We start from the raw sequence: 25,674 nt of genomic DNA, 5'->3' as shown, positions 1-25,674 counted from the left end.
ATCTCAAACATACACAAATTAAAGACTCACTAATATTAAATTAACAACATCATACATATATAAAGAAACAGTAAGAGAGCAAATGATAATCAAAAAAAAATTCCATATAAAAAAAATAATTATACTAATAAAAACAATCACAAAAGTTTATACTGAAAATTAATACACATCAGTTATTATAAAATAAGATTATTTAAAAAAAATAACTATTTAAATCAGATAGTTAACAAAAGTACACCCAATTTGCGATTCATCCTCGACTTACAGAAGTCGAGGTATTCTCGCATTTTTAAGATAAAAGCAATGAAAAAATTTGATTTCATAATAATTCCCCTTATTATAGTTATATATTTAGATTTTTCAAGAATAAATATTATTATATTGAAAATTTCTATGAAAACCTGAAACAAATCTGAATTAGTGAGTTGGTAAGAATTGGGATACTATCCTTCATTATCATATCTTAATCTATATTTTAAGATTCATCTTGAATGGCTACGAGATTAGTCATGAGAAAACATAAAATTTGTAAAACCCAATCAATTTAATGAAAAATACGAGTATTTTTATGTTGGCATTAATGAAAAACTTTTGATTTAATCAATTAAAATATTGATTAAAATGAAGTGAAAATTTACACTTCAGTTTTCTTTCAACAGTTTTCGGGTTTGCTCATCAAACAAATTATAATCAGATTTGTATGCCCTATCCTGAACAGGTTTGAATTTTGCAAATTCCTCCTTAACAAATTCATCAACGGCCTTTCTGGAAATACTTCCCTTATGATCCAGGACCTGATACTCATTGAATTCAAGGAATTTATCCAGACGAGTGGCCCAATCTTTCATGGACATTGGCTTATGTCTATATGCCTGATTTTCAGCATAATCCAAATACATATTTACAATTCGGTTTAGTTCAGAAATTTCTTCTTCAGACAAGTAATTTTTAGCAACCTTTGTATCACTAAACATAATCTTACCATCTGGAGCATCCTTCCATGTAGTCAAACCCATATTTTCCTTACCACTGTCTGCACGTTGCTTAATTAATTCAGGTGGAGTCAAACCTGAAACTGCATAATGTAGCTTTGATTGTACACATTTAAAGAATTTGATTGTTATTTCCGCTTGAGGATTATAATCATAGGAGGTTGCAAACAAATCTGTAATCTTTTCATACACTCTCCTCTCTGATGATCTTATTTCCCGAATTCTTTCAATAAGCTCATCAAAGTAATCCTTACCAAAACGAGAGCCATTTTTTAGAAGTTCATCATCTAAAACAAATCCTTTAATCATGAATTCCTTTAAAACATGAGTTGCCCATATTCTGAAGTGTGTAGCTTCTTTAGAGTTAACTCTATAACCTACAGAGATTATTGCATCAAGATTATAGAAAGATTGATTACGTTTGACCTGACGATTGCCTTCATTTTGAACATGTGCAATTTTTGCACAAGTTGAATTTTTGTCCAATTCTCCAACATCAAAAATATTCCTCAAATGTTTTGTAATAACACTTCTATCAACATTAAACAATTCAGCCATTGTCTTTTGAGTTGCCCAAAATGTCTCTCTTTCATGGTCAATAATCACATTAATTGAAACCTCACCCTGCTCGCCAATATACAATAATGTATTTTGAATTTGATATTCGTTATCCATAATATGCCTCTTTTTATTAATTAAAAAATTTTAATTAATAATTTGTATAAAATACATTATTAATAAGGTTTTTCTTATAAATAAAAGCAATTTAACAAAATAAAAGCAATATTACAAACTCACAACAATTTTTCAAACTCAAAGCAATATTATAGAGTGAAATCAATATTGCAAAAGAAAATTAAAAAAAATGGGAAAATTCCCAACTACAAAAAATAGAATTAAATGTTTTTGGCTAACCTGCTGATGTTTTCCAGTGCAGTTACACCTGCTTTCAGTTTGGCCAAACCTTGAAGCAACAGTTCGGGAGGACATGCAATGTTCATTCTCAAGAAATTGTCTCCACATTCACCAAAATCGCTGCCTGCTGAGAGGAACAAACCCTGATTTTCACGTAAAAACTCACTTAAAACATTTGACTGAGTGTTTAATGCTGAGCAGTCAAGCCATAAAAGGTAAGTCGCATCACATTCTACCAGTTTTATGATTGGAAGCTCATTTTCGAGATATTCCTTTACGGTTTGCTTGTTTTCATACAATACTTCCCTAAGCTCATCAAGCCAGTCCTCAGATTCATTATAAGCTGCAATCACTGCGGTTGTTGCAAATACGTTGCATTCACCGGAGTTATCGATATTCATCTGTGTTTTGATTTTATCCAACAATTCACTGTTGACGGTTTCGATTACTGAACTTTGAAAACCCGCAATGTTGAATGACTTTGAAGGTGACAGGCATCTGATTACATTGTCTGCTGATTTAAATGGATTGTACATAACGCCAGGATCTGTCAGGTCACAGTGAATCTCATCGGAAATTACAATGACATCATGCTTTTTGCATAGCTCCAATATCCTATCCAAATCCTCACGGGACCATATTTTACCAACCGGATTTTGAGGATTGCACAGCATCATAAGCTTGACTTTTGATAGCTTTTCATCCAAATCTTCAAAGTCTATCCAGTATTGGCCGTCCTCATAGACTAGCTCGTTTTCGAGAACCTTTCTGTTGTTGTCCTCAATGAAATAGTAAAAGACATGATACACCGGGGATTGAATCAGTATCTCATCACCAACATCGGTGAGGCACCTTATCATCGATGCTATTGACGGCATTACCCCTATTGCATATGCTATATCATCACTTGACATCTTCAAGCCATAACGTCTGTCCCACCAGCTGATATAAGCCTCAAAAAGCTCATCCGGAACAATTGTGTAACCGTAAACCGGATGCTTTGCCCTGTTTAATATGGCCTTTTGAATATTAGGAGCCACACTAAAGTCCATGTCGGCTACCCACATAGGCAAATCGTCATCAAATAAATCCCATTTGACGGAATTGGTATTGTGCCTGTCTATGACACTTTCAAAATCATATCTAGTATTTTTCATAGTGAATCCTTGTCTCGTCAAACTTGTCCATAAACTTGTTTTCCCATCCTTCGGCAGGATAACCTATGGTTATTATACAGTACGGTTTGGTATCAGTTATATCATCGATTCCAATGATTTTACCGATTGCAGCCATCCTTTCCTCTTCAGGAGCCACACCATTCCAGAGACCGCCCAGTCCAAGGTTGACCGCTTCAAGCAGCATGTTTTCTGCAGCGGCTCCCATATCCTGCTGCCATACTGTTTTGTAAAATGCCCTTTCAATGTTTGCAACCAAAACGATTGCAACAGGCGCATTGGTGACACGTGGCTTGATTTCACCAAGCTTTGCAAGGGTTTCCTTGTCCTTGACAATTACAAACTCCCATGGTTCGGCCTTAAGCCTTGATCCTGGAGCCTGCATTCCTGCCCTGATAATTTTTATGATATCCTCATCGCTGACATCCCTGTCAGCATATTCGCGAATGCTTCTTCTTGTGTTTATAATTTCTTCAAAATCAGACATGATTATAATTAATTCTTTATTATATTTAAAAATAATTAGTATAAAAAAATAGGAGTGTGAGAAATCACACTTAATAATAATTATTCATCAAAGATTGAATCTTCACTCAGGGAATATTCAATATCGTTTTCCCCACAGTATTCTTCAACCTTACTTAAAATCTCTGAGATATCATCTTTTGAGTATTCATTTTTAAAGTAGTATACGACCGGCTGGGCGTTTGTAAGCACTTCAATAACCAGTACCTGACTGTCATATACACTAATGACTGTTGTGTTGTATGTTTGAATATCCTCAATGATATCGTTTTGAGCCTTTCCGAGCGGAGTTTCATTACCGATTTTCTTTACTTCTGATCTTTCGTACTTCTGTTTTAAATTTAAGAGGTTATCCTGGTCGGTCAGTATGTCACTTTCAGGTTTTAGGTCAACCAACTTTTCCTTGAATAGTTTCGCATTGTGTAGTTTTTCCTGAAGTTCTGCAAGTTCGTTTTCAAGTTCCTTTTCTTCTTCGAGTAATGAATTTATGAATGCTTCACTTCCGCTGTTGAACTCCTCATACATTTCAAGCACGTCTCTTGGAGAGAGTATTGAATTGTTCTTGAAGAATTCCTTCGTATGAGATTTCACACGTATGCTCAAAGGTTTTAGGTTTTCCTTTCTTTTTGTTGTATTGTCAAAGAATTCCTCTTTCAGGTCATTTCCCCTTTTGTGGAGGGATTCCAATTTTTTGGAGAAAATCTCTTCAAAGTCTTCCCTTGACATGTCCTCAGGGAAATTTAACTGGAATTCCCCTGGAGCGTAGGATCCTCCGAACCTTTCATTTCCAAATACAAATTTTTTAGTTCTTTTTTGGTCTGTCATTAGTATCATCTACAAATTTGTATTACAAATTGTATTTTTGTATACAATTAATTATTTTGATGACCTAGTATATAAATGTATTCATTTTTAAAATTTGTATACGCAACTTTTTGAAAAAAAATTAACCGCACAGATTGGCAACAATTTCAAAAACATTATCAGAATCTCTTTCAAATTCCTTTTTTCTGTTTTCTAAATCATCATTTCCCGTGAAATTTCCCTTTTAGTGATAGTTCTGAAAGAACGGATTTCAACATCACCATTAAACATCCAAAAGAGAGATTCCTCACCGCTTAATGTGGATTTAGCAATATTTACATTGTAGTCCATTCTTTTGGGACCGGCATTAATTACAATCGCCTTTATTTGGATAGCTCCGCACCAATCTCAAATGCCTTTTCCAGGTCATTCGGAAACTGCAGAATCCATTGCTTTTCCTTGGCTTCCTGGGAAAAGCCTGCCATGTTGAACTTTGAATAATCGCTGACCTGAATGGTGTCACATACAGGATAAGTCACGATTTCACCGTTTAAAAATGAGAACAGATACTCGGTGGTTGCAAGACTATCCTTCATTGATTGCTCATAAAACTCCTTCGGAGCGTTCATGGTATAAAAAATGCCTACATTGACCTTTCCGGTGAAATAGCTGGACCCGTCATCATATGACATTATGCAGAATATCAGCCTTTCAATTAAAGCTCGAAACTCACTTGTAGGCTGGCCGAAGTAAATCGGTGAGCCAATCAAAAGGCAATCGGCATCAAGAATCTTGTCAATTACAGGTGTGAGGTCATCTCTCCAGTAGCATTTTCCCTTTGTCTTTTCCTTGAGCTTACATGCAAGACAGCTTCTGCATCCCTTAAACACCAAATCATATAAGTTGAAGTATTCAGTTTCAGCGCCGACAGATTCAGCCCCCTTTTGGGCGGACTGCATGATTTCGGCTGTGTTCCATTTCTTTCTTGGACTTGCATTAATAACAATAGTTTTCATTTAAATCCCCAAATAATTACTAGTAATATATTGGATTTATGAATATATAATATAGATTGCCTCCTCCTAGTACCACCGTTAAAAATATTATATATCATGAAAAATTAATACAATATAAGGTGATAAAATGGAATATGAAATTACAGGCGGAGCATTTCCAATGGTGATATGCAAGCTAAAAAAAGGCGAATCCATGCAGGATGAAACAGGTGCAATGACATACATGACCCCAGGTATAAAAATGGAAACAAACACAGGAGGAGGTCTTCTAAAAGGTCTTGGAAGGGCACTCTCCGGAGATACATTCTTTTTAAACTTCTTCACAGCAGAACGTGACGATGAAGAGGTTGCATTTGCATCATGTTATCCTGGAAAGATCCTACCGATAAGATTGGAATCAGGCAAATCAATTATCGGACAAAAGAATGCATTTCTTACAGCCGAAAGAGGCATAAACCTTGAAATGCACTTCAGAAAAAAACTTGGCGCAGGACTCTTTGGTGGAGAAGGTTTCATTCTTCAGAAATTCACAGGAAATGGAATGCTGTTTTTGGAAATAGACGGTGAAGTCATAGAAAAGAATCTGGCACCTGGTGAAAGGTTGCTGGTCGATCAGGGACATGTAGCCGCAATGGATGAAACAGTTGACTTTGATATCCAAAGGGTAAAAGGTGTGAAAAACATGCTCTTCGGTGGTGAAGGACTGTTTTTCGCTACATTGACCGGTCCTGGAAGAGTATGGCTGCAGACCATGCCACTCAGCAAATTGGTTGATGCAATTATACCATACATTCCAACAAACAATAATGAATGATTAAAAGTTTATTAAACTATAAACTTTTTTATTTTTTAATTAAATTACTATTTTTTAGCTTCAATGACTGTTTTTCCGTTCATGTAAGGGACCAACACTTCAGGAACTTTAACACTGCCGTCAGCCTGCTGATAGTTTTCCATAATACAGCACATTGTCCTTTCTGTTGCAATTGCAGTACTGTTTAATGTGTGCAGTGTCTGTGCATCTCCGGAACCTGCCCTTCCAACACGGGTTTTGGTTTTACGTGCCTGATAATCCTTACAGTTGGTACATGATACAAGTTCACGATAGGTTTCAGAACCTGGGAACCATGCCTCCAAATCGTACTTGATTGCGGCATTGTCATTCAATGCGGATGATACAATTGCAATGACCTGATAAGGAAGACCTAATTTCTGATAGATTCTCTCGGTGACTTCCATCAGATGATCATGCTGGTTTCTGGAGTCTTCAGGTGTTGAGTAGATGAACTGTTCGATTTTTTCGAACTGATGAACCCTGAATATTCCAAGTGTGTCCTTTCCGTGGGATCCTGCCTCTTTTCTAAAGCAGGTTGAAAGTGCACAGTATCTAAGTGGCAAGTCTTCAGGTGAGATGATTTCATCCCTGTGAAGTGCCGCAAGGGTCTGTTCTGCTGTGGCAATAAGGTACATGTCCTCATTTTCCACCTTGTATAGTGTCTCTTCAAACTCACCGAGCTCTGAGGTTTCAGCTGCAACTTCCCCTTTAACAAAGAAAGGGGTCTGCATTGGAATGTATCCTTCCTGTTCCAACTCGGAAAGTGCAAACTGAATCAGTGCAAGGTTCAAATGAAGAATGTCACGTTTTAAATAGTAGAATCTCGCTCCAGCAATGCTTGCTGCAGTCTCCAAATCGGCACCGTCAATTTTATTGATCAAATCAACATGGTTTAATGGCTCAAAGTCAAATTCAGGTTTATCACCGTAGGTTCTCACTACCACATTGTCATCTTCAGTGTCGGATATTGGAACATCCTCATCAATGATGTTTCCAACCTTGTATCGGTAATCGTCACGTAATTTAAGATATTCGGCACTTTTTGAGGTCAAATCCTTAATTTCTGCTGCAACTTCCTTTGACCTTGCAACAACTTCCTCAAAGTTGCCTTCCTCTTTTGCCTTTTTAAATGATTTTGATAATTTATTTTTCTCGGATCTTAATGAATTGAGTTTTCTTTCACTTTCTCTCCATAAAGTGTCGTATTCAATTACCTTTTCCACATTTTCAGTATTCCTGAATCTCTTCTTTTCAGAGTCTATAACTAATTCCGGATTTTCTCTGAACAATTTTATATCTAACAATATTTTGTCCCCTAAAACATTTTATTCACTAATAAATATGATTGTTTTGTATTTTAAACTTATCCTTAATTATGAAAGATAACTTAACAAAATAAAAATTTTAAAAAAAAGAGCAGTCAATTAATCAATTAACTGCAAAACTAATCCCGGTTGACAAGTTCTTTTCCCTTGTTGAATACAGCCTCTTTTTCCTTTGGAAAGACCTTTTCATGGCGTTCATATCTCTCTTCTGGATTGAAAAACCATGGCCAGTCGGTCTTGCTGTAATCCTTAAGCTGAAGGGTTTCACCACTTACAAATACTTCACATGGTCCAACAAAATCGGTTAAAACATTCTGATAGTTTTCAATCAATGGCAAATAGGAAGTATCCGGTGCATTGCTTGTCATTATAAGTAAAACAGGTATCGGATGTTCATTGCAGCACGGAACATCAGCATTGTATGTAATGTACTGGAAAACCAAACGTTCATAGATTGCCCTGAAAGATGCGGTCATCTCCCCAAGATAATTCGGTGAGCCAATGATTAGACCATCTGCCTCACGGATCTTATCCAATACTTCTGTTAAACCGTCACGGCGAATGCAATGTCCTTTGTGCTTTTCCTTTTTGCATGCAAAGCATGAAACGCAGCCTGTGTATTTATCTAGTCTGAACAGATTGAACTTCTCGACCTCAGCTCCTTCCGCTTCAGCCCCTTTAATAGCTTCATTGATTAGTGTGTCTGTATTCCAGCCTATTCTAGGCCCCGCATTTACTGCAATTATTTTTTTAGTCATATTAAATCTCCCTTACTGTTGCAATGTATTCTGTATGATTGTCTGTTTCTATTTCTGGTTCATCTATGAGGAACTGACCTCCATTGGCACATATAAAGTGACAGATTGCAATTCCCAAATCGATTTTTTGAACCTGCCAGTCCACACCTGAGGAATAGACAATTGTGTGAGAGAGATAGAAATGATAATCCCCACCCTACCTAACTATTCTCCACGGCTGTCTGTTGGCAGCTGACGGCGCCCATCGTACAGCCTCAAGACAGTCTGATTCAACATCAATAGGTGTTTTGAAGTCATTTTCAAAAAACAGTTCACTGAACGACAGTCTTTCATCACCTTTCACCATATTTCTCAAGTTAGCATCAACCTTTGACTGTGTATTTGAAGGATATCCCACCGGAGTCACAATCATCATGAACTCATCGTCCCTTGTATCGGCGGCCATTTCAAAGAGTTCACGATTGAGGGTTCCTCCAATCCATGTAGTACCGATTCCAATGCTCCATGCATACAGGACCAGCTTTTCAAAGGAATATCCGAATGCCTCCTCACAGTGCTCCACACGTGGCACCTTGGCTGCAATGTAGAAGTCTTCACCTTCAATAACCGGACTTGAAAGGTCATACGGATGAATCAATAAATACGAACTCAACAGGAATTCCATATGGATTTTCAATCGTTTTGGCGTAGTTTATTAGTTTTTCCTTATCCTCATCGGTGATTTTCTCACCGTCGAATGTCCTGACGCTCTTTCTGCTTTTGATGATTTCCATAACATCCATGCGAACACCAAACAGAACTATAATATTGTCTCTTCCCATTCCTTGACCTTGAAACCTACCAGAACAAAGTCATCGCCAACTACAATCGGTCTTTTGACAAGCATTCCGTCAGTTGCAAGCAAATCAAACTGTTCGTCCTCATTCATATCAGGAAGTTTGTCCTTAAGTTTCAATTCACGGTATTTCATTCCACTGGTGTTGAAAAACCTTTTAAGTGGCAAATCAGATTTTTCCCACCATTCTTTTAGTTCATCGGCCTGCGGATTATCTTCCACAATATGCCTTTCATCATATTCGATATTGTGTTCGTCCAACCATTTTTTGGCCTTGCGGCAGGTTGAACATTTAGGGTATTGTACGAATAACATAATCAATTGTATATTATTAAAAATATATAACAATTTAGATTTAAACCAAAATGTGAAGAAAAGTTTACAGAGTTCAGATTTTTGTCAAATGAATGAGAAATTTTTAATATTATAATTTGACAAATAATTAAATAATAAAAAGATACTACTGATTTTAACATTGATGTTGTTTTTAATAATGAACACATCAACTGCGGGATTTCTAGACTTTTTAGATGATTCAAATTCCTCCGGAGAAAATAACGATACCACATTGGTGGTCTGATTTAATCCAGTGTGTCCACCATTCGTCTATAAGGACAATTCAGGAAACAATGCAGGATTTGATATTGAAATTGCAAAAGAGATATGTGCTAGAAACAATTGGACACTGAAAGAAGCTGAACTAATTTACTGGAACAGTAAAGAGTTTGAAGTAAATTCCGGTGAAATCGACTGTATATGGGGAGCGTTTACAATTGACGGGCGTGAAGACAGATACCTATTCACAGAGCCATATTTCAACAATGTCCAGGTAGTAATGGTAAACTCAGACTCAAACATCACCACATTAAGTGACCTGAAAGGCAAAAATGTGGAAATTCAAACCGGAAGTTCAGGAATTAGTGCAATAAACAACAACACAACACTGAAAAATTCCCTGAATAGTCTGTTGGAAGTTGAAAACAACAATGTGGCAATGATGGATCTCGAATCCGGAATATGCGATGCAGTGGTTATAGACCACGCATTAGCAAATTATTACATTGCCACCAAATATCACAACTTTAACATATTATCCGAAAACGTATCCTCTGAAAAATACGGAATCGGATTCAAGAACGGCAATACCGAATTGAGGGACGCAGTCCAAAAGACCTTAGATGAAATGTTTAAGGATGGAACCGTTGAAAAGATAGCCCAAAACTATTCCGACTACAAGATAGAACAAGGATTAATAGGGTTATAATTATAACCCTTAACTATTTTTTAAAAATATTTCACCAAATCATCAAAATCATCAATGCATTCAAGGACATAGTCATCTTCCAGGTCCTTTTCATCACCATATCCCCATCTGACGACCACAATATCAATACCGGCATTCTTTGCAGTTTGAATATCAGTTCCGGAATCTCCAATATAGAGTGTTTCATCCAATTCGACACCGGCCTTTTTAACTATCTCACAGACACCAGATGGGTCGGGTTTTGAAGGATATGCAAAGTCATGGCCCATAATTGATGAAAAGTCAATGTCATCAAAGAACCTGTCGACAAAAGTCTGTATAGAATCAGTGAATCTGTTTGAATTGATTGCAAGAACAACACCCTTTTCCTGCAGTTTCTCCAAAATCTCATGACTTTTTGGAAATGGAACTGTGTTTTTCTTTTCTGATGAATAGTAAATCTTTAAATAGGTATCCTTTACCAGCTTTATGTTTTCGGGACTGCTTTGATCTTTTAAAACAAGTGAAACAATCTCATCAATGTTTCCACCAAGATACTTTACAAGCTGGTCATTTCCAAGGATTGGAAAATCATGCATCGATAAAGCTTCATTCAGGTGTATGAACACGTCCTGAACGGAATCCATTACTGTTCCGTCAAAGTCAAAGATTGCCAGTTTCTTCATTTGAATACCTCATATTTAAATATGTCACTCGAATATTATTAATTTTTTGAATTAATATAACAAATGAGCTAATTTTTGTTAAAAATCAATTTAATCAACGCAACCACACCAACCAATGCGGTGATGCTTTCTATGACCGCTGATGAGAAATCAAGTATCGCCAAAAAGTACACTATATAAATCGCACTGTTTACAATAAATCCTATCTTGATTGTTTTGATTGATTTTAGATAATAGTTGCACAATGTAATCTGAACGATTGCTATAATCGGCAAAAGTCCAACAAATCCCATGGTATTTACCGCCAAACCCAACACCACGGAAATTACTATAAAAAATATGGTCCATCTGAAGGTCAATCTGTCCTTATAAACCATCAGATTACGTGATGCCGCAATGGCCATTGTTGTAACACCTGTCCATGATAAGAAAAACACTGATGAAATCATCAGGATAAATGCATTCAGGAATTGGTGCTTATATGCCTGCTTTTCATCATTAACCCACATGCTTAAAATGATAAAGATACCTGCGATTAATGAAATTATATTTCCAACAATTATATTCAACGGCAAATCCATATTATCAAGTTTGTACGATTAATTTGATATTATTTTCTAAGGGAATATACACAAATCGGCAAAGCCAATAATGTTATCAGAGATGCGATGTAGTATATCGGTGCATAGCCATTAACAGCAAAGCTTCCAAGCAGTGCCGGACCGAAACCCATTGTCGCATCACAGAAGATGAAAAATGTTGAGACCGCATAGGAACGTCTGTTTTCTGGAGTGTTTCTTGTAACGATTGTTGTGCATGCTGAGTTAAGGGTTCCGAATCCCAGTGCTGCACATACCGCACAGACAACAACAGTCACAGCGGATGGTGCAAACGCTATCAGGAAAAGCCCCATTGACTGGGCAACGATTCCGACCACACAGATTATCATGTCCCCATGTGTGTCCTGAATTCTGCCGGCAATCGGCCTTGAGGCAACAAGAACGATTGAATATATTATGAAAAACCATGAAAAAATGCCGGACATATTTACTTCAGCTGCATATAGCCTGTAAAAAGACAGTATGGAAACGTAACCCAGACTTGTCAAGGCGGTGAAAAGGGAAACTGGAATTGCACCCCTTTCAAAGACCTTTTCAATTCCTGTGGATGTGTCCTCGATGATTTCACCTTTACGATTTACTCCAGGATCATGAGCACTGACATCCACAAAATATATGAAAACCAACGCAAGGGCTGAAAAGATGCCTGCAGCCAAAAAGCAACCTTGAGAACCGACACTGTCATATAATATGCCGCTCAGATAGGGTCCCAGTCCAACGGCAATTGTAGTGCCGAGCATAAAGTAGCCGAATGCCTCACCAAAACGACTTTTAGGAAGAACATCGGAAGCTATAGTTACAATCGCATTGGCTGAAGCACCAAAACCTATACCATGAATGAATCGAACGACTAAAAGTAGTGTAACATCGTTTACTATGAAATACAAAAGACATGAGAGAAAATGAATGCTCATGAATATCATTGCGGTCCTTTTCCACCCTATTCGCTCCAGCGCATTTCCGGAATATATCCTTGAGCACAGTCCTCCGAATATATAGATTCCAGAAACAAGTCCTGCAACTGTGGCGGTTGAACCCATTGATGTGGCGTACTCCGTAACAGTACTCATCAGGGCATACATTACAAGTGCGGTAAAAAGCAATGCTCCAAATACCAGGAAAAATGATTTCGTAAAAATTTTTTCATCAGAAACGTTCATTGATTTAACTATGTATTTAAAAAATTTAAAACTTTACCAAAATCAGTCATCATCCCATTTCAGTTCAACATAATCCAGCCTGACAATGGTAACTATTGAATAAAGTCCAACAAGGGCCACAATAATCAATGCCAGAAATCCGAAAAGACCCGGAAAAACATCAAATATTCCCAGATAAACCAAAATGAACAATGGAAGGAATATGAAAACCGAAAGAATGACCGCAACTTTCAGGGAACTTGAACCCTCGATTTTGAAGATATATGTAAATATCATCAAGAAAAGCATTATCACTGCAGCAGAGATTATGACATGGGAATTCAGGTTAGAAAAAAAAGTCAAAAGCAACACCAATGCTAAAAGCGATGCAAAAGAAATTAAACGCAGAAAATTAAATCTCATCAAATCACCTGTATTCTATATTCTCCAATTCCAAAAGTTTGATTTTACGGTCAATGCCCCCGGCATATCCTGTCAATTTTCCTTTAGAGCCCAATACACGGTGACATGGAATTATGATTGCTATGGGGTTGTGTCCGACGGCACCTCCGACAGCCTGGGCAGACATCATTGGTGAAATTCTTGATGCAATCTCACCGTAGGTCATTGACTCGCCGTATGGAATTTCACGCAGTATCCTCCACACCTTCTGTCTGAACTCGGAACCGTGGGGATTCAGTTTGAAATCTATTTCAGGATTTTTGCCCTCAAAATAGTCATCAAACCATCTGATTACATCACAAAAAATAGGCAAATCATCATTTGGAACAATCTCTTCACAAATGGATGATGTGAAATATTTCTGGTCCAAAAACCATACTCCATTTAATGATTCACCATCACTTACAATCAAAATCTCACCTATAGGTGACGAATAGGCAGTTGATGAGTACATTTTCACATGTATGATTTGAAGAATTCCTCGAATTCCTCATCTCCCATAGGTTCGGGAGTCGATATGTTTTCATTAGCCATAATGCTTGAAGCAAGGTCACGGTATTCTTGTGCTTCATCACTTTCAGGGTATTTTTCTACAACGGTTTTTGCATCTAATTCAGCGTCTTGAATCAAATTGCTTCTATGAATAGTACCAATAACATGTGTGCCTATCTTTTCTGCAAAGTCGTGCACAATCTGCTCCTCATTATCGACATTTCTGCAGTTGCATACTATACCGCTCAAATTACCCTTAAGCTTTTTGACACCACGAACGATATTATTTGCAGCATACAATGCCATATATTCACCTGATGTGACAATCAATACCTCATCAGCATATTTTTCACGCAAAGGCACTGAAAATCCACCACAGACAACGTCCCCCAAAACATCATAGACGACAACATCCAAATCATCATCAAAAAGACCAAGATTCTCAAGACGTTTCATGGCAACAATCACACCACGGCCGGCACATCCGACACCAGGTTCCGGACCTCCGCTTTCAACACATTGAATTCCCTTGAATCCTGTAAAAACAAGGTCTTCCTTTTCAGGTGATCTGTTATCCTTTAGGGTGTTAACAACAGTTGGGATTCTTTTACCATATAAAGTACGTGTAGTATCTGCCTTAGGGTCACAGCCTATAACAAGACAGTTCAAATCCTCACTTGCCCATACTGCAGACAGGTTAGCAACAGTGGTACTTTTTCCTATTCCGCCTTTTCCATAAATAGCTATTTTTTTAATCATGATATGTACTCAAAATTCAATTAGTTAATATATTAATTTTAGAATTTATTAATATTTTGAAAATATATTGTTCAAAATTAAGTGAATCTCAAAAAAGTGAATTCTAATTCCTTTCAACTAGTTTATAAATAAAGTCATTTTCACGAACTTTATCAGGCATTGCTATAGCAACATTGGACCCCTTTTCAACAGATTCAACTGATTTGCCCTCAATCTGCATGGAATCGATGGTATGTGTGATGGAACCTGTGGTTTTTCCCTGAATCATGATCCTATCACCGATTTTCAAATCATCCCATATCCTGATTTCAGCGGCCTTGACCCTGTTGTAATAATTGACAACCTGTCCGATATCCTTTTTGATGTATTTTGACTGGTTATCCTCACTTGTCTCAAATGGAGTGTTGAAATAGAAATTGGTGTCAAATCCACGGTTGAAAACACTACCCAGTTCATCCATCCATTTTGGGTTGACCTCATAATTCAAAGGGTCATCCATATAACTGTCAATGGCCTCACGATAAACTCCTGTAACCATTGCACCATAGTCCGGACTTCTGGCCCTTCCCTCAATCTTGAATGATGCAACACCACTTTTTATAAGCTCCGGAATGTATTCGATCATGCACATGTCCTTTGGTGAGAAAAAGTTGGTCCTGTAGCTTACGTCATCACTTCCGGTTATGATGAATCGCTCATCCTCAACATCAGAAAAGTTAATGACATTGTCCTCGCCCTCCTCATATGTCAGAGTCCAGTTCTTGCGGCACGGCTGCAGGCAGTCTCCACAGTTGGCACTTCTGCCGTAAAGTCCATAGCTTAAAAAGCATCTTCCTGAAATCGCCATGCAGATTGCACCATGAATGAATATTTCGGTTTCAATCGGGGATTTTTCAGTGATTTCAGTGACTTCGGCAAGTGACAGTTCCCTTGAAAGTATTGCCCTTTTTGCACCGAGCTTTTTAAGGGTCTTGAGAGTGTAGGAATTAGTGACGTTTTCCTGAACGCTTATATGTGCCTCAAGTCCATGTGAAACGGTATCCTCAATAAGTCCGATATCGGATAAAATAAGTCCATCGATTTCAGCTGCAGAAATCGATTCAAGTTTGGATTTCAGACCGTCAGCCAGACGTTCATTTAAAATGATGTTGGTTCCAAGATAGGTTTTGGCTCCATATTCCTTTGCAGTCCTTGAAACTTCATCCAAATCATCCAATGAAAAGTTTTTGGCATTGGCCCTCATGTTATAGTCATCAAGGCCAAAGTAAACCGCATCAGCACCATTTTCCAAAACGGCTCTAAGTGAGATGAAATTTCCGGCAGGAGCCAACAGTTCAACCATAATATCTAAGGTTTATAGTATGATTCGGCTTCAAGTCCTTCAGGAATTTCGGTTGGATAATCCTCATTCAAACAGCCTAAACATAGATTTTCTTCAGGCATGCCTATTGCCTCAACCAAAGCAGGCAATGTAATGTATCCAAGGGTATCAATATCCAACTGTTCCTTGATTTCCTCAACAGTATAGTTGGCAGCAATCAGTTCCTTCTTGGTTGCCATAGCCACACCATAATAACAAGGAGCCATTACAGGAGGACATCCAACTAAAAAGTGAATTTCAGCAGGTTCAGCCTCTTTTACAAGGTCAAGCAATTGTTTGGAAGTGGTTCCACGAACGATACTGTCGTCAATTAGAATTATCTTTTTGCCTTTGATGGCATTTTTTATAGGATTCAGTTTAAGTCTGACTGCCAATTCCCTTTCTTCCTGGGTTGGCATAATGAATGTCCTTCCAACATACCTGTTTTTGATTAATCCTTCACCGTAAGGTATACCGGAAGCACGTGAATAACCGATAGCGGCCGGAATTGATGAATCAGGTACCGGAATTACAACATCCGCATCAATCGGATAGAGCTCATGCAATTGACGGCCAATGTTTATCCTGGTTTCATAAACGTTAATTCCGTCAATTGTACTATCAGGTCTTGCAAAGTAAACATATTCAAACATACAATGTGAAAGCTTGCATTTTCCTGCACTTTCTAACATGTGAGAGTTAATTTCATCATTTTCAAAGCAAACAACTTCACCAGGCACAACATCCCTAATATAATCAGCGTTTATTACGTCAAAGGCCACAGTTTCTGAAGCTAAAATATATTCACCCTCTTTTTCTGCAATTGCAAGAGGTTTAATTCCCATAGGATCCCTTACACCATACAGTTCGCCGTCAACCAAGATTGTTAAAGCATATGATCCTACAAGTTTATCACATACTGCATCAATTGCCTCCAAAACATTTTTACCATTGTCATAGTGCTCTTTTTTAAGCATATAACATATTACTTCAGAATCAGAATCGGATTTGAAATAAAATCCTTCATCAATGAGTTGATTTCTTAACTCTTCGGAGTTGACTATGTCCCCGTTATGAGCCATCGCAATAAATCCGTCACCAAAATCAGTTACAAAAGGCTGTGAATTTTCCAGTTTGGACTGTCCTGTGGTTGAGTATCTTACATGACCGATAGCCATATGTCCAGGCAAACTTTGAATTCGATCATTATCGAACACATCAGTTATCAAACCCATTCCACAGTAATGGCTTAAACCTACATCTTTATTAAAAGTAGCAATTCCTGCTGATTCCTGACCTCTGTGCTGTAAAGCATACAAACAGTAATAAATAAATGATGCAACATCCTTGGAATCATCATTGCAATGAATTCCAACAATACCACACTTGTCTTCCATTTCACCTTGCATGTACTATAACTCCCTATAAAATAGTATAATAATACTTTTGTAAAACTAGTATAAAATAATTAATGTTTTAGTCCCAGAAGTTTTCAAAATTGTTGGGAATTTCATAATCTTCAATGACTTCAGGAGGCTTGCTTTCTTCACTGGATTTCAATTCCTTTTTCAAATCATCATTATTATCATCTACAAATATCAAGGCAGTTCTGACAATGTTCAGCCATTCAACAGCCTTCTGGTGTGATTCGGCCGCAATATATCCCTGTCCAACTAGAATATTGTCAGGTCTGAACCTGTCTGTAGCGATTACAATCCTTTCCTCATCGTCAAGTTCCTGATGGAAGGTGTCCTGCCACAGCTCATGTAAATCAAAAATTTCCAGAATCTCCTTGGAATAGATATCCTCATAGCGCAGCTTAAATGCCTGGAACTCAGATTTGACTTCATTAATGTCTTCTCGCAGGTCCTGGTTTTCACGGGTAATGACTTCCTGTTCCTTGAGGACCTGATTATAATCATCCAAAAGGTTGTTGTAGTTATGAGTTACCTTTAAAAGCTTATTTTCCAAGGTATGAATGTTAATTAAATTTAAAGAATAAGATAAGGTTGATTTAATTATTGAATTGAGGATTTCCTTTTCCGCCAACTTGAAATCAATTGACTCATCCTCTATGATAATGTTATTATAGTCAAAAAGACCGATATGGTTAAAATCAGTTTTTAATTCATTATATAGAATATTGTAAGTTTCATCATTGCCGTATCCTCCAATGAGCAGAATGTCAGCGCCACTGGCAACCTTTTTAACGATGCTGAGTTCAACTGTAGGTATTATTGATGAAACTATTATATTGTAATCGTTTTCAAGTTGAATATTGTTAACAGCCTTTGATACAAGCTGTGCAATATCCAAACCGCCTACGATTATGCGAACATCGATTTTGGATTCATGACTTTCATTTTCCATAATCTAAATTCCGTTAATTTTTTGATGCCACTTCCAGGCAGACTCTACAATCTGTTCTAAATCATACTGTGGAGTCCAGCCAAGCTTGTTATGGATTTTTGAGGAATCGGCAACAAGTCTTGCAGGATCCCCGTCACGGCGTCCGTCAACCTTGACCTCAAAGTCCTTGCCTGTGACTTTCTTGCACATCTCAATCACTTCACGTACTGAAAATCCCTGTCCGTTACCCAAATTGAATACATCGGATTCATGTTCATTACAGAGATATTCATATGCCCTGATATGCGCGTCGGCAAGGTCGTTGACGTGAATGTAGTCCCTGATGCATGTACCGTCAGGAGTGTCATAGTCATCACCATAGATGTAGATGCAGTCACGCTTTCCGATGGCAGCATCAAGAATCAATGGTATCAGATGGGTTTCCGGATCATGTAATTCACCTATCTGACCATCAAAGTCACATCCTGATGCATTGAAGTATCTTAAGGCAACATAATTGAAGTCGCCTTTCGCAGCTTCCCTTTCAAGTGCCTTTTCAACCAACCATTTTGAGTGTCCGTAAGGATTGATTGGTTTAAGGTTTGAATCTTCAGTGATTGGAATCTGCTCAGGGTTTCCATAAACAGCGGCAGTTGAGGAGAATATAAACTTGTCAACATTATATTCCCTCATCACTTTTAAAAGGTTTAGAGTATTTTTATAATTGTTTTTGAGATATTTTTGAGGCATTTCCACTGATTCAGCTACTGATATGAATCCCGCAAAGTGTATTACACCATCAATATCATATTTTTCAAAAACTTCACCAAGGTCCCTGCTTCCAATATCATAGTTTTCGAGTGTTCCCCACTTGACAAAGTTTTCATAACCCTTTGACAGATTGTCCAATACAACAGTATCATAACCCGCATTATTTAAGGCCTTATTGGTATGGGAACCAATGTAGCCTGCTCCACCAGTAACTAAAATCAATTCAAACACCTTAGATAAATTTACCTAATTTAAGTAATGCTTTTGGAGAGATTTTGATTAACTTCTGTACAATTTCAGTTGTTGAAATTTTCTCAAAGCTTTCCCCTTCAAATGCGTGTGCAATGCTGTCTAATTCATCATCAGACAATGTGAGCAAGTATTCCTGTACTTTTTTGTATCTTTTGATTTCATGGTCAAGCTCTTCATGAGCCATTTTATCGTATTGTTTCAGGAATTTTTTGGAGCAGTCCTCTTTGATTGCCTGTGCTGCAACCTGACCTGCACACATTCCACCGGTCATACCGGAGATGATTCCTCCACCGGTTAACGGGTTAACCTGTCCTGCTGCATCTCCAACGACCATGATGTTGTCATCGTATAATTTTTTGGTCATTCCACCAACAGGGTCCCCACCTACGTTCAATTCAACAGCCTGAGCGTTTTTGAGGTAAGGTGATTTTGCAACAAAGTCATCCAAATATTCTTTAGCTGTTTTTTCAGCCTTGTGAGGTAAAATTGCTAAACCTACATTTGCAATGTCGTCACCTTTAGGGAAGATCCATACATATCCTCCAGGAGCGCATGATCCGAAATAGAATTCGATTACACCAGGTCTTTCAAATTCAACGTTACACATTTCGTACTGTACCCCGGATTCCATTTCTTTTGGTTTTGCTGCAGGTCTGAGTCCTGCCCATCTTGCAACGTGACCTTCAGGACCGTCGGCTGCGATTAAAATTTTACATTTGTAATCGATTTTTTCTCCCATGCATTCAGTTTCAACGATGTATCCGTTATCGATTTTTTCAATGCCTGTTACCAATGTTTTGATTTTGATTTCAGCACCTGCTCTAGCTGCATCCATTGCCATGTGCTTATCGAAGACTTTTCTTTCAAGAATGTAACCTGCTTCAGGTAATTGAACTTCATCTTTTGTTAACCATACATCGGTTCCGTCAGGTGCTTGTAACCTAACACCTTCGATTTCCTGGGTCACCCATCTTGGGGAAGGTTCAATTCCTAATTTTTCCAAACCTTGGATTGAAACTCCTTCAGCACATCTTTTCGGTGCACCAATCTCGGATTTTTTATCCATTAAAATAACTTTTGCTCCGCCTAATGCAGCGTGTTTTGCTGCGCTTGAACCTGCAGGTCCTGAACCTACTACAATTACATCAGTTTCAATCATATTAATCAGTCCTCTTTTTCTAATGCATCAATAGGGCATGCTTTAATGCATGTATCACAATCTTTACAGTCATCATCATTGAATACCAATGAGTATTCTCTTACTTGTATTAAATTTCTTGGACAGACTCCGGCGCATTCACCGCAGTATGAACACCAATCTTTCACAATCATAAAAATATCTCCTTTTTTAAAAATTTATGTTAAGAATAATATGAATTTTATCTTATTTAAAGGTTTAGTTAAAAATAACCTTTAAAATGAGAATAATAAGAAAAAAAATAAGATTAAAGTATTATTTAACCAATAATACTGGGACATCACATGTCCTAATGAGTCTTTCAGAAACAGAACCGATTTGAGTATCACTGACATCATTTTCTTCAAATGATACAAAACGATGGTTATTTGCTCCATGAGCATGAATAACAACCAAATCAGCTCCAGTCTGCTTGATAATGAAGTTCATATCCCTTAAAGGGTCAGCAGTAAGAAGATGTTCGACAACTTCAACACCTACCTCACCGGCCTTTTTGGTAATCTTTGCTAAAATCTCATCACCGGAATCCTCTTCGGAATCATAGCTGTTGAATGAAAATTCCTCCAAAACGTGAACTGCCGCAATCTTGGAACCGAATTTTTGAGCTATCTCAATGGCAATGTCTGCTGCCTCAAATCCATAGTCTGATCCGTCAACGGGAACTGTAATAACGTCAAACATTCCTATTCCCCTTTAAGATAATCGGCATGACAGAAATCAATGAAATTGTCAACAATCTCATCAATGTTTTCACTGTCGTCAATTATATGGCCGTCGTCCATGAATACAGCACGGTTTGACAGTTCCTTAATGAAGTCAGTGTTGTGTGAAATCATGACAATAGTAATACCATAGTCTTTGGAGATTGTTTTAAGCGCATTTGTAACATCCCTTAAAGTTACAGGGTCCAAATCTCCAAACGGTTCATCTAAAAGAAGGAATTTAGGTCTTGAAACCAGAATGAGTGCAAGCATTACACGTACCTTCTGACCACCGGACAATTCATAGGATTTCCTGTAGAGAATATCCATGTCCAAATCAAGGCTTTCAAAAATATCCGCAACTGCCTCTTTGGTAGCGGTTTCAGGGAAGCGAGGGAACAAATCGTTTAAGATTTCAGCATCCAAACCCACCTGCATAAGACGGTCTTTCGCTTCGCTTTCAGGCAAATCAGTTAACTGATAAAATGAATCAAGCAATTCATCACTTAAACCTAATCTTTCAGCCCTTTCTTTGGCCTCCTTAACAATGTCCTGATTTTTATAACCCAGCCTTGTTGCCAATTGATTTAGAACAGTTGCATAATGGGTCAGTGCAAATTCCTGATGCATGAAACCTAATTTGGAACGTATTTTCATACGGTTCATGCCCGGAATGTCAATGTCTGCCCATTCGCCGTCTACATTGTATAGGACTTCACCCTTATCAGGGTCGTCCAATCCTCCAATCATTCTTAAAAGAACGGTTTTACCGGCTCCACTAGGTCCGATGATACTTAGGATATTTTCCTTTTGAACCTTGAAGTTGATATCTTCAATCTGAAGAACCTCTCCACCGGTCAGGAGATAGAATCTTTTATAGACATCCTTGACCTCAATTACATCCTCATCGGTTGATATGTTTTGAATATCAACAATATCATCCATATCAGCCATGAATTTATCACAGATTTCATTGGCAGAACCTTCATCGGTAATTTCACCGTCTTCAAGCAATATAACTCTGTCTGCCAGGTATTTTTGAACATCAGGCAAATGTGAAACGATAATAATAGTAATGTTTAATTCTTCATTGATTTTTTTGACCGCATCCAATATTTCCTGTTTTGTTTTGGGGCATGCCATAGTAGCGGGTTCATCTAAAAGTAAAGCTTTAGGACGTTTTGCAAGTTGTCTTGCTATAATGAGTCTCTGTTTTTCACCACCACTTAAAACGGATGCATAATGATCTTTTTTATGAGTAAGTGAAACCATCTCAAGGATTTCATCGGCTTCCTGGCCAAATTCACTTTCTGCAACTTCGAAATTGGTATCCCCTTCATCAAAGTATCTTCTTGCATATAATTTCCTTAGAACATTTTCACGTACTGTATCCGGCCATAATCCAAAAGACCTTTGAAGATGAATTGCAGTTTCTTTTTTAAGTTCATTGTAATAAAATTGAGATGATTCGGAAGTTACTTTTACTTTTCCCACACTGATGCTTCCTTCATCAATATGTTCAACTCCCCTCAATGCCCTTAAAAGAGTAGTCTTACCCGAACCACTTTTTCCCATGATTCCAAGTATTTCACCCTCCTTAACTTCAAAACTGACATCCTTAAGAGCTGTGATTTTTGTTCCGTCATCTAATTCATAATCTTTACTTACATTTTCAACTTTAATCATTATTTGTGCCCCTATTTATTCATAGAAATGTATCTATTTGAAACTATTTATATCTTAAGATTTAATATTAAAACAAGTGATAAAAATGGCTAGCGAAAACAAAATTCAAGAATACATGAATGTTTTAGAAGAAGAAAAAATTATGATTGAAACCCATTTTGCCAATATGGAAAGAATTTTAAGAGATACTCCTAAATTAGACCAAGAAAAGGCATTTGGACTACTAAATAACTTCAACACACTAAGTATCCAATACGACCAACTATGTAATGACCTTATCAACTTTATCAAGATATTCAAGGATAAAGATTCTCAAGAAATCAGACTATATAAAACCGATGAACTGATTGAACTTTTAGAAAGTAGAATGAATGAAATCTAATAATTGTAATTTATTACAACTCTACCATTCGGATCAGTAGTGGAATTTTCAGCTACAACCTCACCATTTCTTATAAGTTGAACCTTAAGCTCACCTTCACCATAATCCTGCTTTTGAGCATCAATAGAAACCCTTTCCCAGGCAGCACAGTCAAGAGTATACTGTCCCTTGCCTTCACCTGACTCTTTTACAAGATAATTAGGATCTCCCATTTCGGCATACCAACTGCCGTTATAGGCTATTTTGGCATCAAATGGATAAGAAGAAGCTTGTAGATGACTTCCATCATCAGTAATTACATTTAATGATTCTTGTTCAGACGGTTGAGAGATATTATAAACAGCGGAGAATAATAAATATCCTATTACAATAATCCCCAATACCATTACAATTTTTTTACCTATGCCCATATTCCAACTGCTTTCACGCTTTACCATATTAATTTTATTACCTTCAGAGTCTGAAAGCAAGTAGGCACAGTTATCACAATATACGGCGTTAGGCGAATTCTCATACCCACACCGTGGACATTTTACCATATAACATAACCTTTTAATTTCTGTTATAAAATCATTATTAAAAAACTCATATTTAAAGTTAATGGAAAATAAGCCTTTTTTTGTAAAAAATAATTAGAGGTTAGTGATAATAATTATAGACATTTTCAGCCGTTTTTTGATTCATACCCTTTATTTTGGCTAATTCCTCTACTGATGCGTTCTTTATATTATCAATACTACCAAATTCCTTTAAAAGAGCGACCTTCCTTTTTTTACCAACACCAGCGATATCGTCCAGTGAAGAGGCCGAAATATTTTTACTGCGAAGCTTCCTATGATAGGTTATTGCAAATCTGTGAGATTCATCCCTCACCTGCTGAAGCAGGTATAATGCCTTATTGTTTTTAGGAATTATGATTGGACGTCTTGAGTTAGGTGTGAACACCTCTTCAAACTCCTTTGCAAGACCAATGATTGGAATATGAGTAAGATTCAATTTCTCCAAAACACCGCATGCCATACCAAGCTGTCCCTTACCCCCATCGATGACTATCAGGTCAGGCTCAGGGTCACGATCCACCATTTTCAGTCTGCGGGTTAGAAGCTCCTCCATCATTGCAAAATCGTTCGGACCGGGAGTTTCCATTTTGAAATGTTTGTACATTTTTTTGTTGGGTTTTCCATCCTTGAACGACACTTTTGAACCTACCGCAAACTTACCTGAAATGTTACTGATATCATATCCTTCAATTACACGAGGCAATTTTTCAAGTTTAAGGTATTTTTTAAGCTCTATCAGTGCTGATTCCATCTTTTTCTTCTGATGTTTGATGATTTCGGCATTTTTCTTGGCCATTCTTACAAGCCTTAGTTTAACACCCTTTTGAGGAACTTTTATTTTTACCTTGTTTCCCCTCAAATCACTTAACCAATCCTCAAGCAATTGTTTATCATCAATTTCTTCGTCCAAAAGAATTTGCTTTGGAACATGACGGTTATAACCATAATACTGCTGAATGAATGCAAACATGATTTCAGATGATGAATCATACTGTGAGGCACTCATCAAAAAGTCGTCACGACCGACAATCTTTCCGTTTCTAATCGGCATGATGATAACGACAACCTCATTTTCACCGGGTGCGATTGCAATAACATCCTGGTCCAAGTCATCATCGACCAAATCAACGAACTGCTTTTCCATAATCTCCTCTATGGATTCAATCTGGTCCCTGATAACGGCCGCCTTTTCAAATTGCTCCTTTGCTGCGGCATCCATCATTTCCCTTTTAAGGTTTTTGACGATTGTGGAATATTTCCCCTGGAAAAACAGGTCAATCTTGTTTATGATTTCGGAATATTCCTCCTTGGTAATCCTTCCGTCGCATGGGGCATAGCATAAGTCAATCTGTGCATTGAGACATGGCCCATCCATATTGCGACAGGTCCTTATTTTAAACAGTGACTTTAAAAACTTGACAGTTTGCTTTACAGAACCGACATCAGTAAACGGCCCGTAAAAAATACCATTTTTAGTTACGTTTCTTGTAATCACCAATCTCGGAAACTCCTCGTTGGTAATCTTTACATAAGGATACCTTTTATCGTCCTTAAGCTGAACGTTATATCTGGGACGATGCTTTTTAATCAATGTGGCTTCCAGAATCAGTGCCTCTTTTTCAGAGTTGGTTACAATATATTCAAGACTGTCGAAATGGCTCATTAAGATTTGAGTCTTCGGCCTGTCAAGCTTTTCCCTAAAATAAGATTTTACCCTTTTTATAAGGTTTTTTGCCTTTCCTATGTAGATTATGGTGTCTGATGAATCGCGCATTATGTAGACACCGGGCTTATTCGGCAGATTATCTGGAGATTTTAATTTTGTTGACATGAT

General features: G+C 37.5%; 31 protein-coding genes. 3 read left to right on the top strand and 28 right to left on the bottom strand.

The window, feature by feature from the left end; genetic code table 11:
* Positions 1-641 precede the first annotated feature (641 nt).
* The 6 genes from QZV03_RS02250 to QZV03_RS02225 form a co-directional block, all read right to left on the bottom strand.
* On the bottom strand, positions 642-1,667 hold the full coding sequence (locus QZV03_RS02250; protein ID WP_296874086.1) for a virulence RhuM family protein: 1,026 nt from the start codon (positions 1,665-1,667) through the stop codon (positions 642-644).
* A 221-nt stretch (positions 1,668-1,888) separates the two neighbouring features.
* Positions 1,889-3,064, bottom strand: a complete 1,176-nt coding sequence (locus QZV03_RS02245) for a MalY/PatB family protein (RefSeq protein WP_296874085.1) — start codon at positions 3,062-3,064, stop codon at positions 1,889-1,891.
* Positions 3,051-3,569 carry a nitroreductase family protein gene (locus QZV03_RS02240; protein ID WP_296874084.1) on the bottom strand — a complete coding sequence of 173 codons (519 nt, stop codon included), beginning with the start codon at positions 3,567-3,569 and terminating at the stop codon, positions 3,051-3,053. Before QZV03_RS02240 ends, QZV03_RS02245 begins: the two co-directional genes overlap by 14 nt.
* Before the next feature lie 80 nt (positions 3,570-3,649).
* On the bottom strand, positions 3,650-4,432 hold the full coding sequence (locus QZV03_RS02235; protein ID WP_296874083.1) for a hypothetical protein: 783 nt from the start codon (positions 4,430-4,432) through the stop codon (positions 3,650-3,652).
* Positions 4,433-4,624: 192 nt separating this feature from the next.
* Positions 4,625-4,762, bottom strand: coding sequence for a hypothetical protein (locus tag QZV03_RS02230; RefSeq protein WP_296874082.1), 138 nt, complete (start codon positions 4,760-4,762; stop codon positions 4,625-4,627).
* A 32-nt stretch (positions 4,763-4,794) separates the two neighbouring features.
* Complete coding sequence (locus QZV03_RS02225) at positions 4,795-5,427, bottom strand: flavodoxin family protein (RefSeq protein WP_296874081.1); 633 nt, start codon at positions 5,425-5,427, stop codon at positions 4,795-4,797.
* A gap of 127 nt (positions 5,428-5,554) precedes the next feature.
* On the opposite strand from QZV03_RS02225, the gene QZV03_RS02220 reads away from it, so the two are divergent.
* Positions 5,555-6,241 carry a TIGR00266 family protein gene (locus QZV03_RS02220; RefSeq protein ID WP_296874080.1) on the top strand — a complete coding sequence of 229 codons (687 nt, stop codon included), beginning with the start codon at positions 5,555-5,557 and terminating at the stop codon, positions 6,239-6,241.
* Between the two features lie 47 nt (positions 6,242-6,288).
* On the opposite strand, the gene serS is transcribed toward QZV03_RS02220, so the two are convergent.
* The 6 genes from serS to QZV03_RS02190 form a co-directional block, all read right to left on the bottom strand.
* Positions 6,289-7,566, bottom strand: coding sequence for a serine--tRNA ligase (gene serS / locus QZV03_RS02215; RefSeq protein WP_296874079.1), 1,278 nt, complete (start codon positions 7,564-7,566; stop codon positions 6,289-6,291).
* A gap of 140 nt (positions 7,567-7,706) precedes the next feature.
* Positions 7,707-8,345 (bottom strand): flavodoxin family protein, encoded by a 639-nt coding sequence (locus tag QZV03_RS02210; RefSeq protein ID WP_296874078.1) that lies wholly within the window; start codon positions 8,343-8,345, stop codon positions 7,707-7,709.
* 1 nt (position 8,346) lies between these two features.
* On the bottom strand, positions 8,347-8,490 hold the full coding sequence (locus tag QZV03_RS02205; protein WP_296874077.1) for a hypothetical protein: 144 nt from the start codon (positions 8,488-8,490) through the stop codon (positions 8,347-8,349).
* A 51-nt stretch (positions 8,491-8,541) separates the two neighbouring features.
* Positions 8,542-8,997 (bottom strand): nitroreductase family protein, encoded by a 456-nt coding sequence (locus tag QZV03_RS02200; RefSeq protein WP_296874076.1) that lies wholly within the window; start codon positions 8,995-8,997, stop codon positions 8,542-8,544.
* A complete protein-coding gene (locus QZV03_RS02195) occupies positions 8,966-9,127 on the bottom strand; it encodes a nitroreductase family protein (protein WP_296874075.1) in 162 nt (53 codons plus the stop codon). The genes QZV03_RS02200 and QZV03_RS02195 overlap by 32 nt, the downstream gene beginning before the upstream one ends.
* A 17-nt stretch (positions 9,128-9,144) precedes the next feature.
* The gene (locus QZV03_RS02190; RefSeq protein ID WP_296874074.1) at positions 9,145-9,495 is read right to left on the bottom strand and encodes an arsenate reductase family protein; all 351 of its coding nucleotides are present in this window, start codon (positions 9,493-9,495) and stop codon (positions 9,145-9,147) included.
* Positions 9,496-9,769: 274 nt separating this feature from the next.
* On the opposite strand from QZV03_RS02190, the gene QZV03_RS02185 reads away from it, so the two are divergent.
* Positions 9,770-10,444, top strand: coding sequence for a transporter substrate-binding domain-containing protein (locus QZV03_RS02185; RefSeq protein WP_296874073.1), 675 nt, complete (start codon positions 9,770-9,772; stop codon positions 10,442-10,444).
* Between the two features lie 20 nt (positions 10,445-10,464).
* Here the strand turns inward: QZV03_RS02185 and QZV03_RS02180 are convergent, their stop codons facing one another.
* The 14 genes from QZV03_RS02180 to QZV03_RS02115 all read right to left on the bottom strand — a co-directional run bounded on the left by QZV03_RS02180 (position 10,465) and on the right by QZV03_RS02115 (position 22,898).
* Positions 10,465-11,109: an HAD family hydrolase gene (locus QZV03_RS02180; protein WP_296874072.1), complete on the bottom strand. Its 645-nt coding sequence runs from the start codon at positions 11,107-11,109 to the stop codon at positions 10,465-10,467.
* A gap of 68 nt (positions 11,110-11,177) precedes the next feature.
* Positions 11,178-11,690, bottom strand: coding sequence for a YgjV family protein (locus QZV03_RS02175; RefSeq protein WP_296874071.1), 513 nt, complete (start codon positions 11,688-11,690; stop codon positions 11,178-11,180).
* 29 nt (positions 11,691-11,719) lie between these two features.
* The gene (locus QZV03_RS02170) at positions 11,720-12,889 is read right to left on the bottom strand and encodes an MFS transporter (RefSeq protein WP_296874070.1); all 1,170 of its coding nucleotides are present in this window, start codon (positions 12,887-12,889) and stop codon (positions 11,720-11,722) included.
* Positions 12,890-12,931: 42 nt separating this feature from the next.
* Complete coding sequence (locus tag QZV03_RS02165; protein ID WP_296874069.1) at positions 12,932-13,291, bottom strand: hypothetical protein; 360 nt, start codon at positions 13,289-13,291, stop codon at positions 12,932-12,934.
* 4 nt (positions 13,292-13,295) lie between these two features.
* A complete protein-coding gene (locus QZV03_RS02160) occupies positions 13,296-13,784 on the bottom strand; it encodes a methylated-DNA--[protein]-cysteine S-methyltransferase (protein WP_342764219.1) in 489 nt (162 codons plus the stop codon).
* 2 nt (positions 13,785-13,786) lie between these two features.
* Positions 13,787-14,581: a Ni-sirohydrochlorin a,c-diamide reductive cyclase ATP-dependent reductase subunit gene (cfbC, locus tag QZV03_RS02155; RefSeq protein ID WP_296874067.1), complete on the bottom strand. Its 795-nt coding sequence runs from the start codon at positions 14,579-14,581 to the stop codon at positions 13,787-13,789.
* Between the two features lie 103 nt (positions 14,582-14,684).
* Positions 14,685-15,923 carry a U32 family peptidase gene (locus QZV03_RS02150; protein ID WP_296874066.1) on the bottom strand — a complete coding sequence of 413 codons (1,239 nt, stop codon included), beginning with the start codon at positions 15,921-15,923 and terminating at the stop codon, positions 14,685-14,687.
* A 5-nt stretch (positions 15,924-15,928) separates the two neighbouring features.
* On the bottom strand, positions 15,929-17,350 hold the full coding sequence (purF, locus tag QZV03_RS02145; protein WP_296874065.1) for an amidophosphoribosyltransferase: 1,422 nt from the start codon (positions 17,348-17,350) through the stop codon (positions 15,929-15,931).
* 67 nt (positions 17,351-17,417) lie between these two features.
* Complete coding sequence (locus QZV03_RS02140; RefSeq protein WP_296874064.1) at positions 17,418-18,311, bottom strand: hypothetical protein; 894 nt, start codon at positions 18,309-18,311, stop codon at positions 17,418-17,420.
* Positions 18,312-18,314: 3 nt separating this feature from the next.
* Positions 18,315-19,283 (bottom strand): UDP-glucose 4-epimerase GalE, encoded by a 969-nt coding sequence (gene galE, locus QZV03_RS02135; RefSeq protein ID WP_296874063.1) that lies wholly within the window; start codon positions 19,281-19,283, stop codon positions 18,315-18,317.
* Positions 19,284-19,293: 10 nt separating this feature from the next.
* Complete coding sequence (locus QZV03_RS02130) at positions 19,294-20,472, bottom strand: NAD(P)/FAD-dependent oxidoreductase (protein WP_296874062.1); 1,179 nt, start codon at positions 20,470-20,472, stop codon at positions 19,294-19,296.
* A 5-nt stretch (positions 20,473-20,477) separates the two neighbouring features.
* A complete protein-coding gene (locus tag QZV03_RS02125) occupies positions 20,478-20,645 on the bottom strand; it encodes a 4Fe-4S binding protein (RefSeq protein ID WP_296874061.1) in 168 nt (55 codons plus the stop codon).
* 121 nt (positions 20,646-20,766) lie between these two features.
* Positions 20,767-21,192 carry a universal stress protein gene (locus QZV03_RS02120; RefSeq protein ID WP_296874060.1) on the bottom strand — a complete coding sequence of 142 codons (426 nt, stop codon included), beginning with the start codon at positions 21,190-21,192 and terminating at the stop codon, positions 20,767-20,769.
* A gap of 2 nt (positions 21,193-21,194) precedes the next feature.
* Positions 21,195-22,898 (bottom strand): ATP-binding cassette domain-containing protein, encoded by a 1,704-nt coding sequence (locus QZV03_RS02115; protein ID WP_296874059.1) that lies wholly within the window; start codon positions 22,896-22,898, stop codon positions 21,195-21,197.
* Between the two features lie 85 nt (positions 22,899-22,983).
* Between QZV03_RS02115 and QZV03_RS02110 the strand changes: the two genes are divergently transcribed.
* Positions 22,984-23,280: a hypothetical protein gene (locus QZV03_RS02110; RefSeq protein WP_296874058.1), complete on the top strand. Its 297-nt coding sequence runs from the start codon at positions 22,984-22,986 to the stop codon at positions 23,278-23,280.
* Here QZV03_RS02110 and QZV03_RS02105 read toward each other — a convergent pair.
* Positions 23,277-23,819 (bottom strand): zinc ribbon domain-containing protein, encoded by a 543-nt coding sequence (locus QZV03_RS02105; protein WP_296874057.1) that lies wholly within the window; start codon positions 23,817-23,819, stop codon positions 23,277-23,279. The two genes, QZV03_RS02110 and QZV03_RS02105, sit on opposite strands and share 4 nt — an antisense overlap.
* A gap of 100 nt (positions 23,820-23,919) precedes the next feature.
* Complete coding sequence (uvrC, locus tag QZV03_RS02100; protein ID WP_296874056.1) at positions 23,920-25,671, bottom strand: excinuclease ABC subunit UvrC; 1,752 nt, start codon at positions 25,669-25,671, stop codon at positions 23,920-23,922.
* Positions 25,672-25,674: the final 3 nt, after the last annotated feature.

Origin of the sequence: uncultured Methanobrevibacter sp., assembly GCF_902788255.1 — an archaeon.
Lineage (GTDB): Archaea > Methanobacteriota > Methanobacteria > Methanobacteriales > Methanobacteriaceae > Methanocatella.
Note: the sequence above shows the minus strand (reverse complement) of the source record. Positions and strands in the feature narration are given on the sequence as shown.

Bases quoted from the DNA above. Each gene is read 5' to 3' on its own strand.
- QZV03_RS02160 (WP_342764219.1), bottom strand. From the start codon at position 13,784: ATGTACTCATCAACTGCCTATTCGTCACCTATAGGTGAGATTTTGATT.
- QZV03_RS02130 (WP_296874062.1), bottom strand. From the start codon at position 20,472: ATGATTGAAACTGATGTAATTGTAGTAGGTTCAGGACCTGCAGGTTCA.
- QZV03_RS02230 (WP_296874082.1), bottom strand. From the start codon at position 4,762: ATGGACTACAATGTAAATATTGCTAAATCCACATTAAGCGGTGAGGAA.
- QZV03_RS02170 (WP_296874070.1), bottom strand. From the start codon at position 12,889: ATGAACGTTTCTGATGAAAAAATTTTTACGAAATCATTTTTCCTGGTA.
- QZV03_RS02210 (WP_296874078.1), bottom strand. From the start codon at position 8,345: ATGACTAAAAAAATAATTGCAGTAAATGCGGGGCCTAGAATAGGCTGG.
- QZV03_RS02225 (WP_296874081.1), bottom strand. From the start codon at position 5,427: ATGAAAACTATTGTTATTAATGCAAGTCCAAGAAAGAAATGGAACACA.
- QZV03_RS02125 (WP_296874061.1), bottom strand. From the start codon at position 20,645: ATGATTGTGAAAGATTGGTGTTCATACTGCGGTGAATGCGCCGGAGTC.
- QZV03_RS02245 (WP_296874085.1), bottom strand. From the start codon at position 3,064: ATGAAAAATACTAGATATGATTTTGAAAGTGTCATAGACAGGCACAAT.
- QZV03_RS02235 (WP_296874083.1), bottom strand. From the start codon at position 4,432: ATGACAGACCAAAAAAGAACTAAAAAATTTGTATTTGGAAATGAAAGG.
- QZV03_RS02165 (WP_296874069.1), bottom strand. From the start codon at position 13,291: ATGAGATTTAATTTTCTGCGTTTAATTTCTTTTGCATCGCTTTTAGCA.
- QZV03_RS02250 (WP_296874086.1), bottom strand. From the start codon at position 1,667: ATGGATAACGAATATCAAATTCAAAATACATTATTGTATATTGGCGAG.
- cfbC (WP_296874067.1), bottom strand. From the start codon at position 14,581: ATGATTAAAAAAATAGCTATTTATGGAAAAGGCGGAATAGGAAAAAGT.
- QZV03_RS02105 (WP_296874057.1), bottom strand. From the start codon at position 23,819: ATGGTAAAATGTCCACGGTGTGGGTATGAGAATTCGCCTAACGCCGTA.
- QZV03_RS02140 (WP_296874064.1), bottom strand. From the start codon at position 18,311: ATGGAAAATGAAAGTCATGAATCCAAAATCGATGTTCGCATAATCGTA.
- QZV03_RS02110 (WP_296874058.1), top strand. From the start codon at position 22,984: ATGGCTAGCGAAAACAAAATTCAAGAATACATGAATGTTTTAGAAGAA.
- QZV03_RS02220 (WP_296874080.1), top strand. From the start codon at position 5,555: ATGGAATATGAAATTACAGGCGGAGCATTTCCAATGGTGATATGCAAG.
- QZV03_RS02150 (WP_296874066.1), bottom strand. From the start codon at position 15,923: ATGGTTGAACTGTTGGCTCCTGCCGGAAATTTCATCTCACTTAGAGCC.
- QZV03_RS02115 (WP_296874059.1), bottom strand. From the start codon at position 22,898: ATGATTAAAGTTGAAAATGTAAGTAAAGATTATGAATTAGATGACGGA.
- QZV03_RS02195 (WP_296874075.1), bottom strand. From the start codon at position 9,127: ATGGATGTTATGGAAATCATCAAAAGCAGAAAGAGCGTCAGGACATTC.
- uvrC (WP_296874056.1), bottom strand. From the start codon at position 25,671: ATGTCAACAAAATTAAAATCTCCAGATAATCTGCCGAATAAGCCCGGT.
- QZV03_RS02120 (WP_296874060.1), bottom strand. From the start codon at position 21,192: ATGTTTGACGTTATTACAGTTCCCGTTGACGGATCAGACTATGGATTT.
- QZV03_RS02175 (WP_296874071.1), bottom strand. From the start codon at position 11,690: ATGGATTTGCCGTTGAATATAATTGTTGGAAATATAATTTCATTAATC.
- QZV03_RS02180 (WP_296874072.1), bottom strand. From the start codon at position 11,109: ATGAAGAAACTGGCAATCTTTGACTTTGACGGAACAGTAATGGATTCC.
- QZV03_RS02240 (WP_296874084.1), bottom strand. From the start codon at position 3,569: ATGTCTGATTTTGAAGAAATTATAAACACAAGAAGAAGCATTCGCGAA.
- purF (WP_296874065.1), bottom strand. From the start codon at position 17,350: ATGCAAGGTGAAATGGAAGACAAGTGTGGTATTGTTGGAATTCATTGC.
- QZV03_RS02190 (WP_296874074.1), bottom strand. From the start codon at position 9,495: ATGTTATTCGTACAATACCCTAAATGTTCAACCTGCCGCAAGGCCAAA.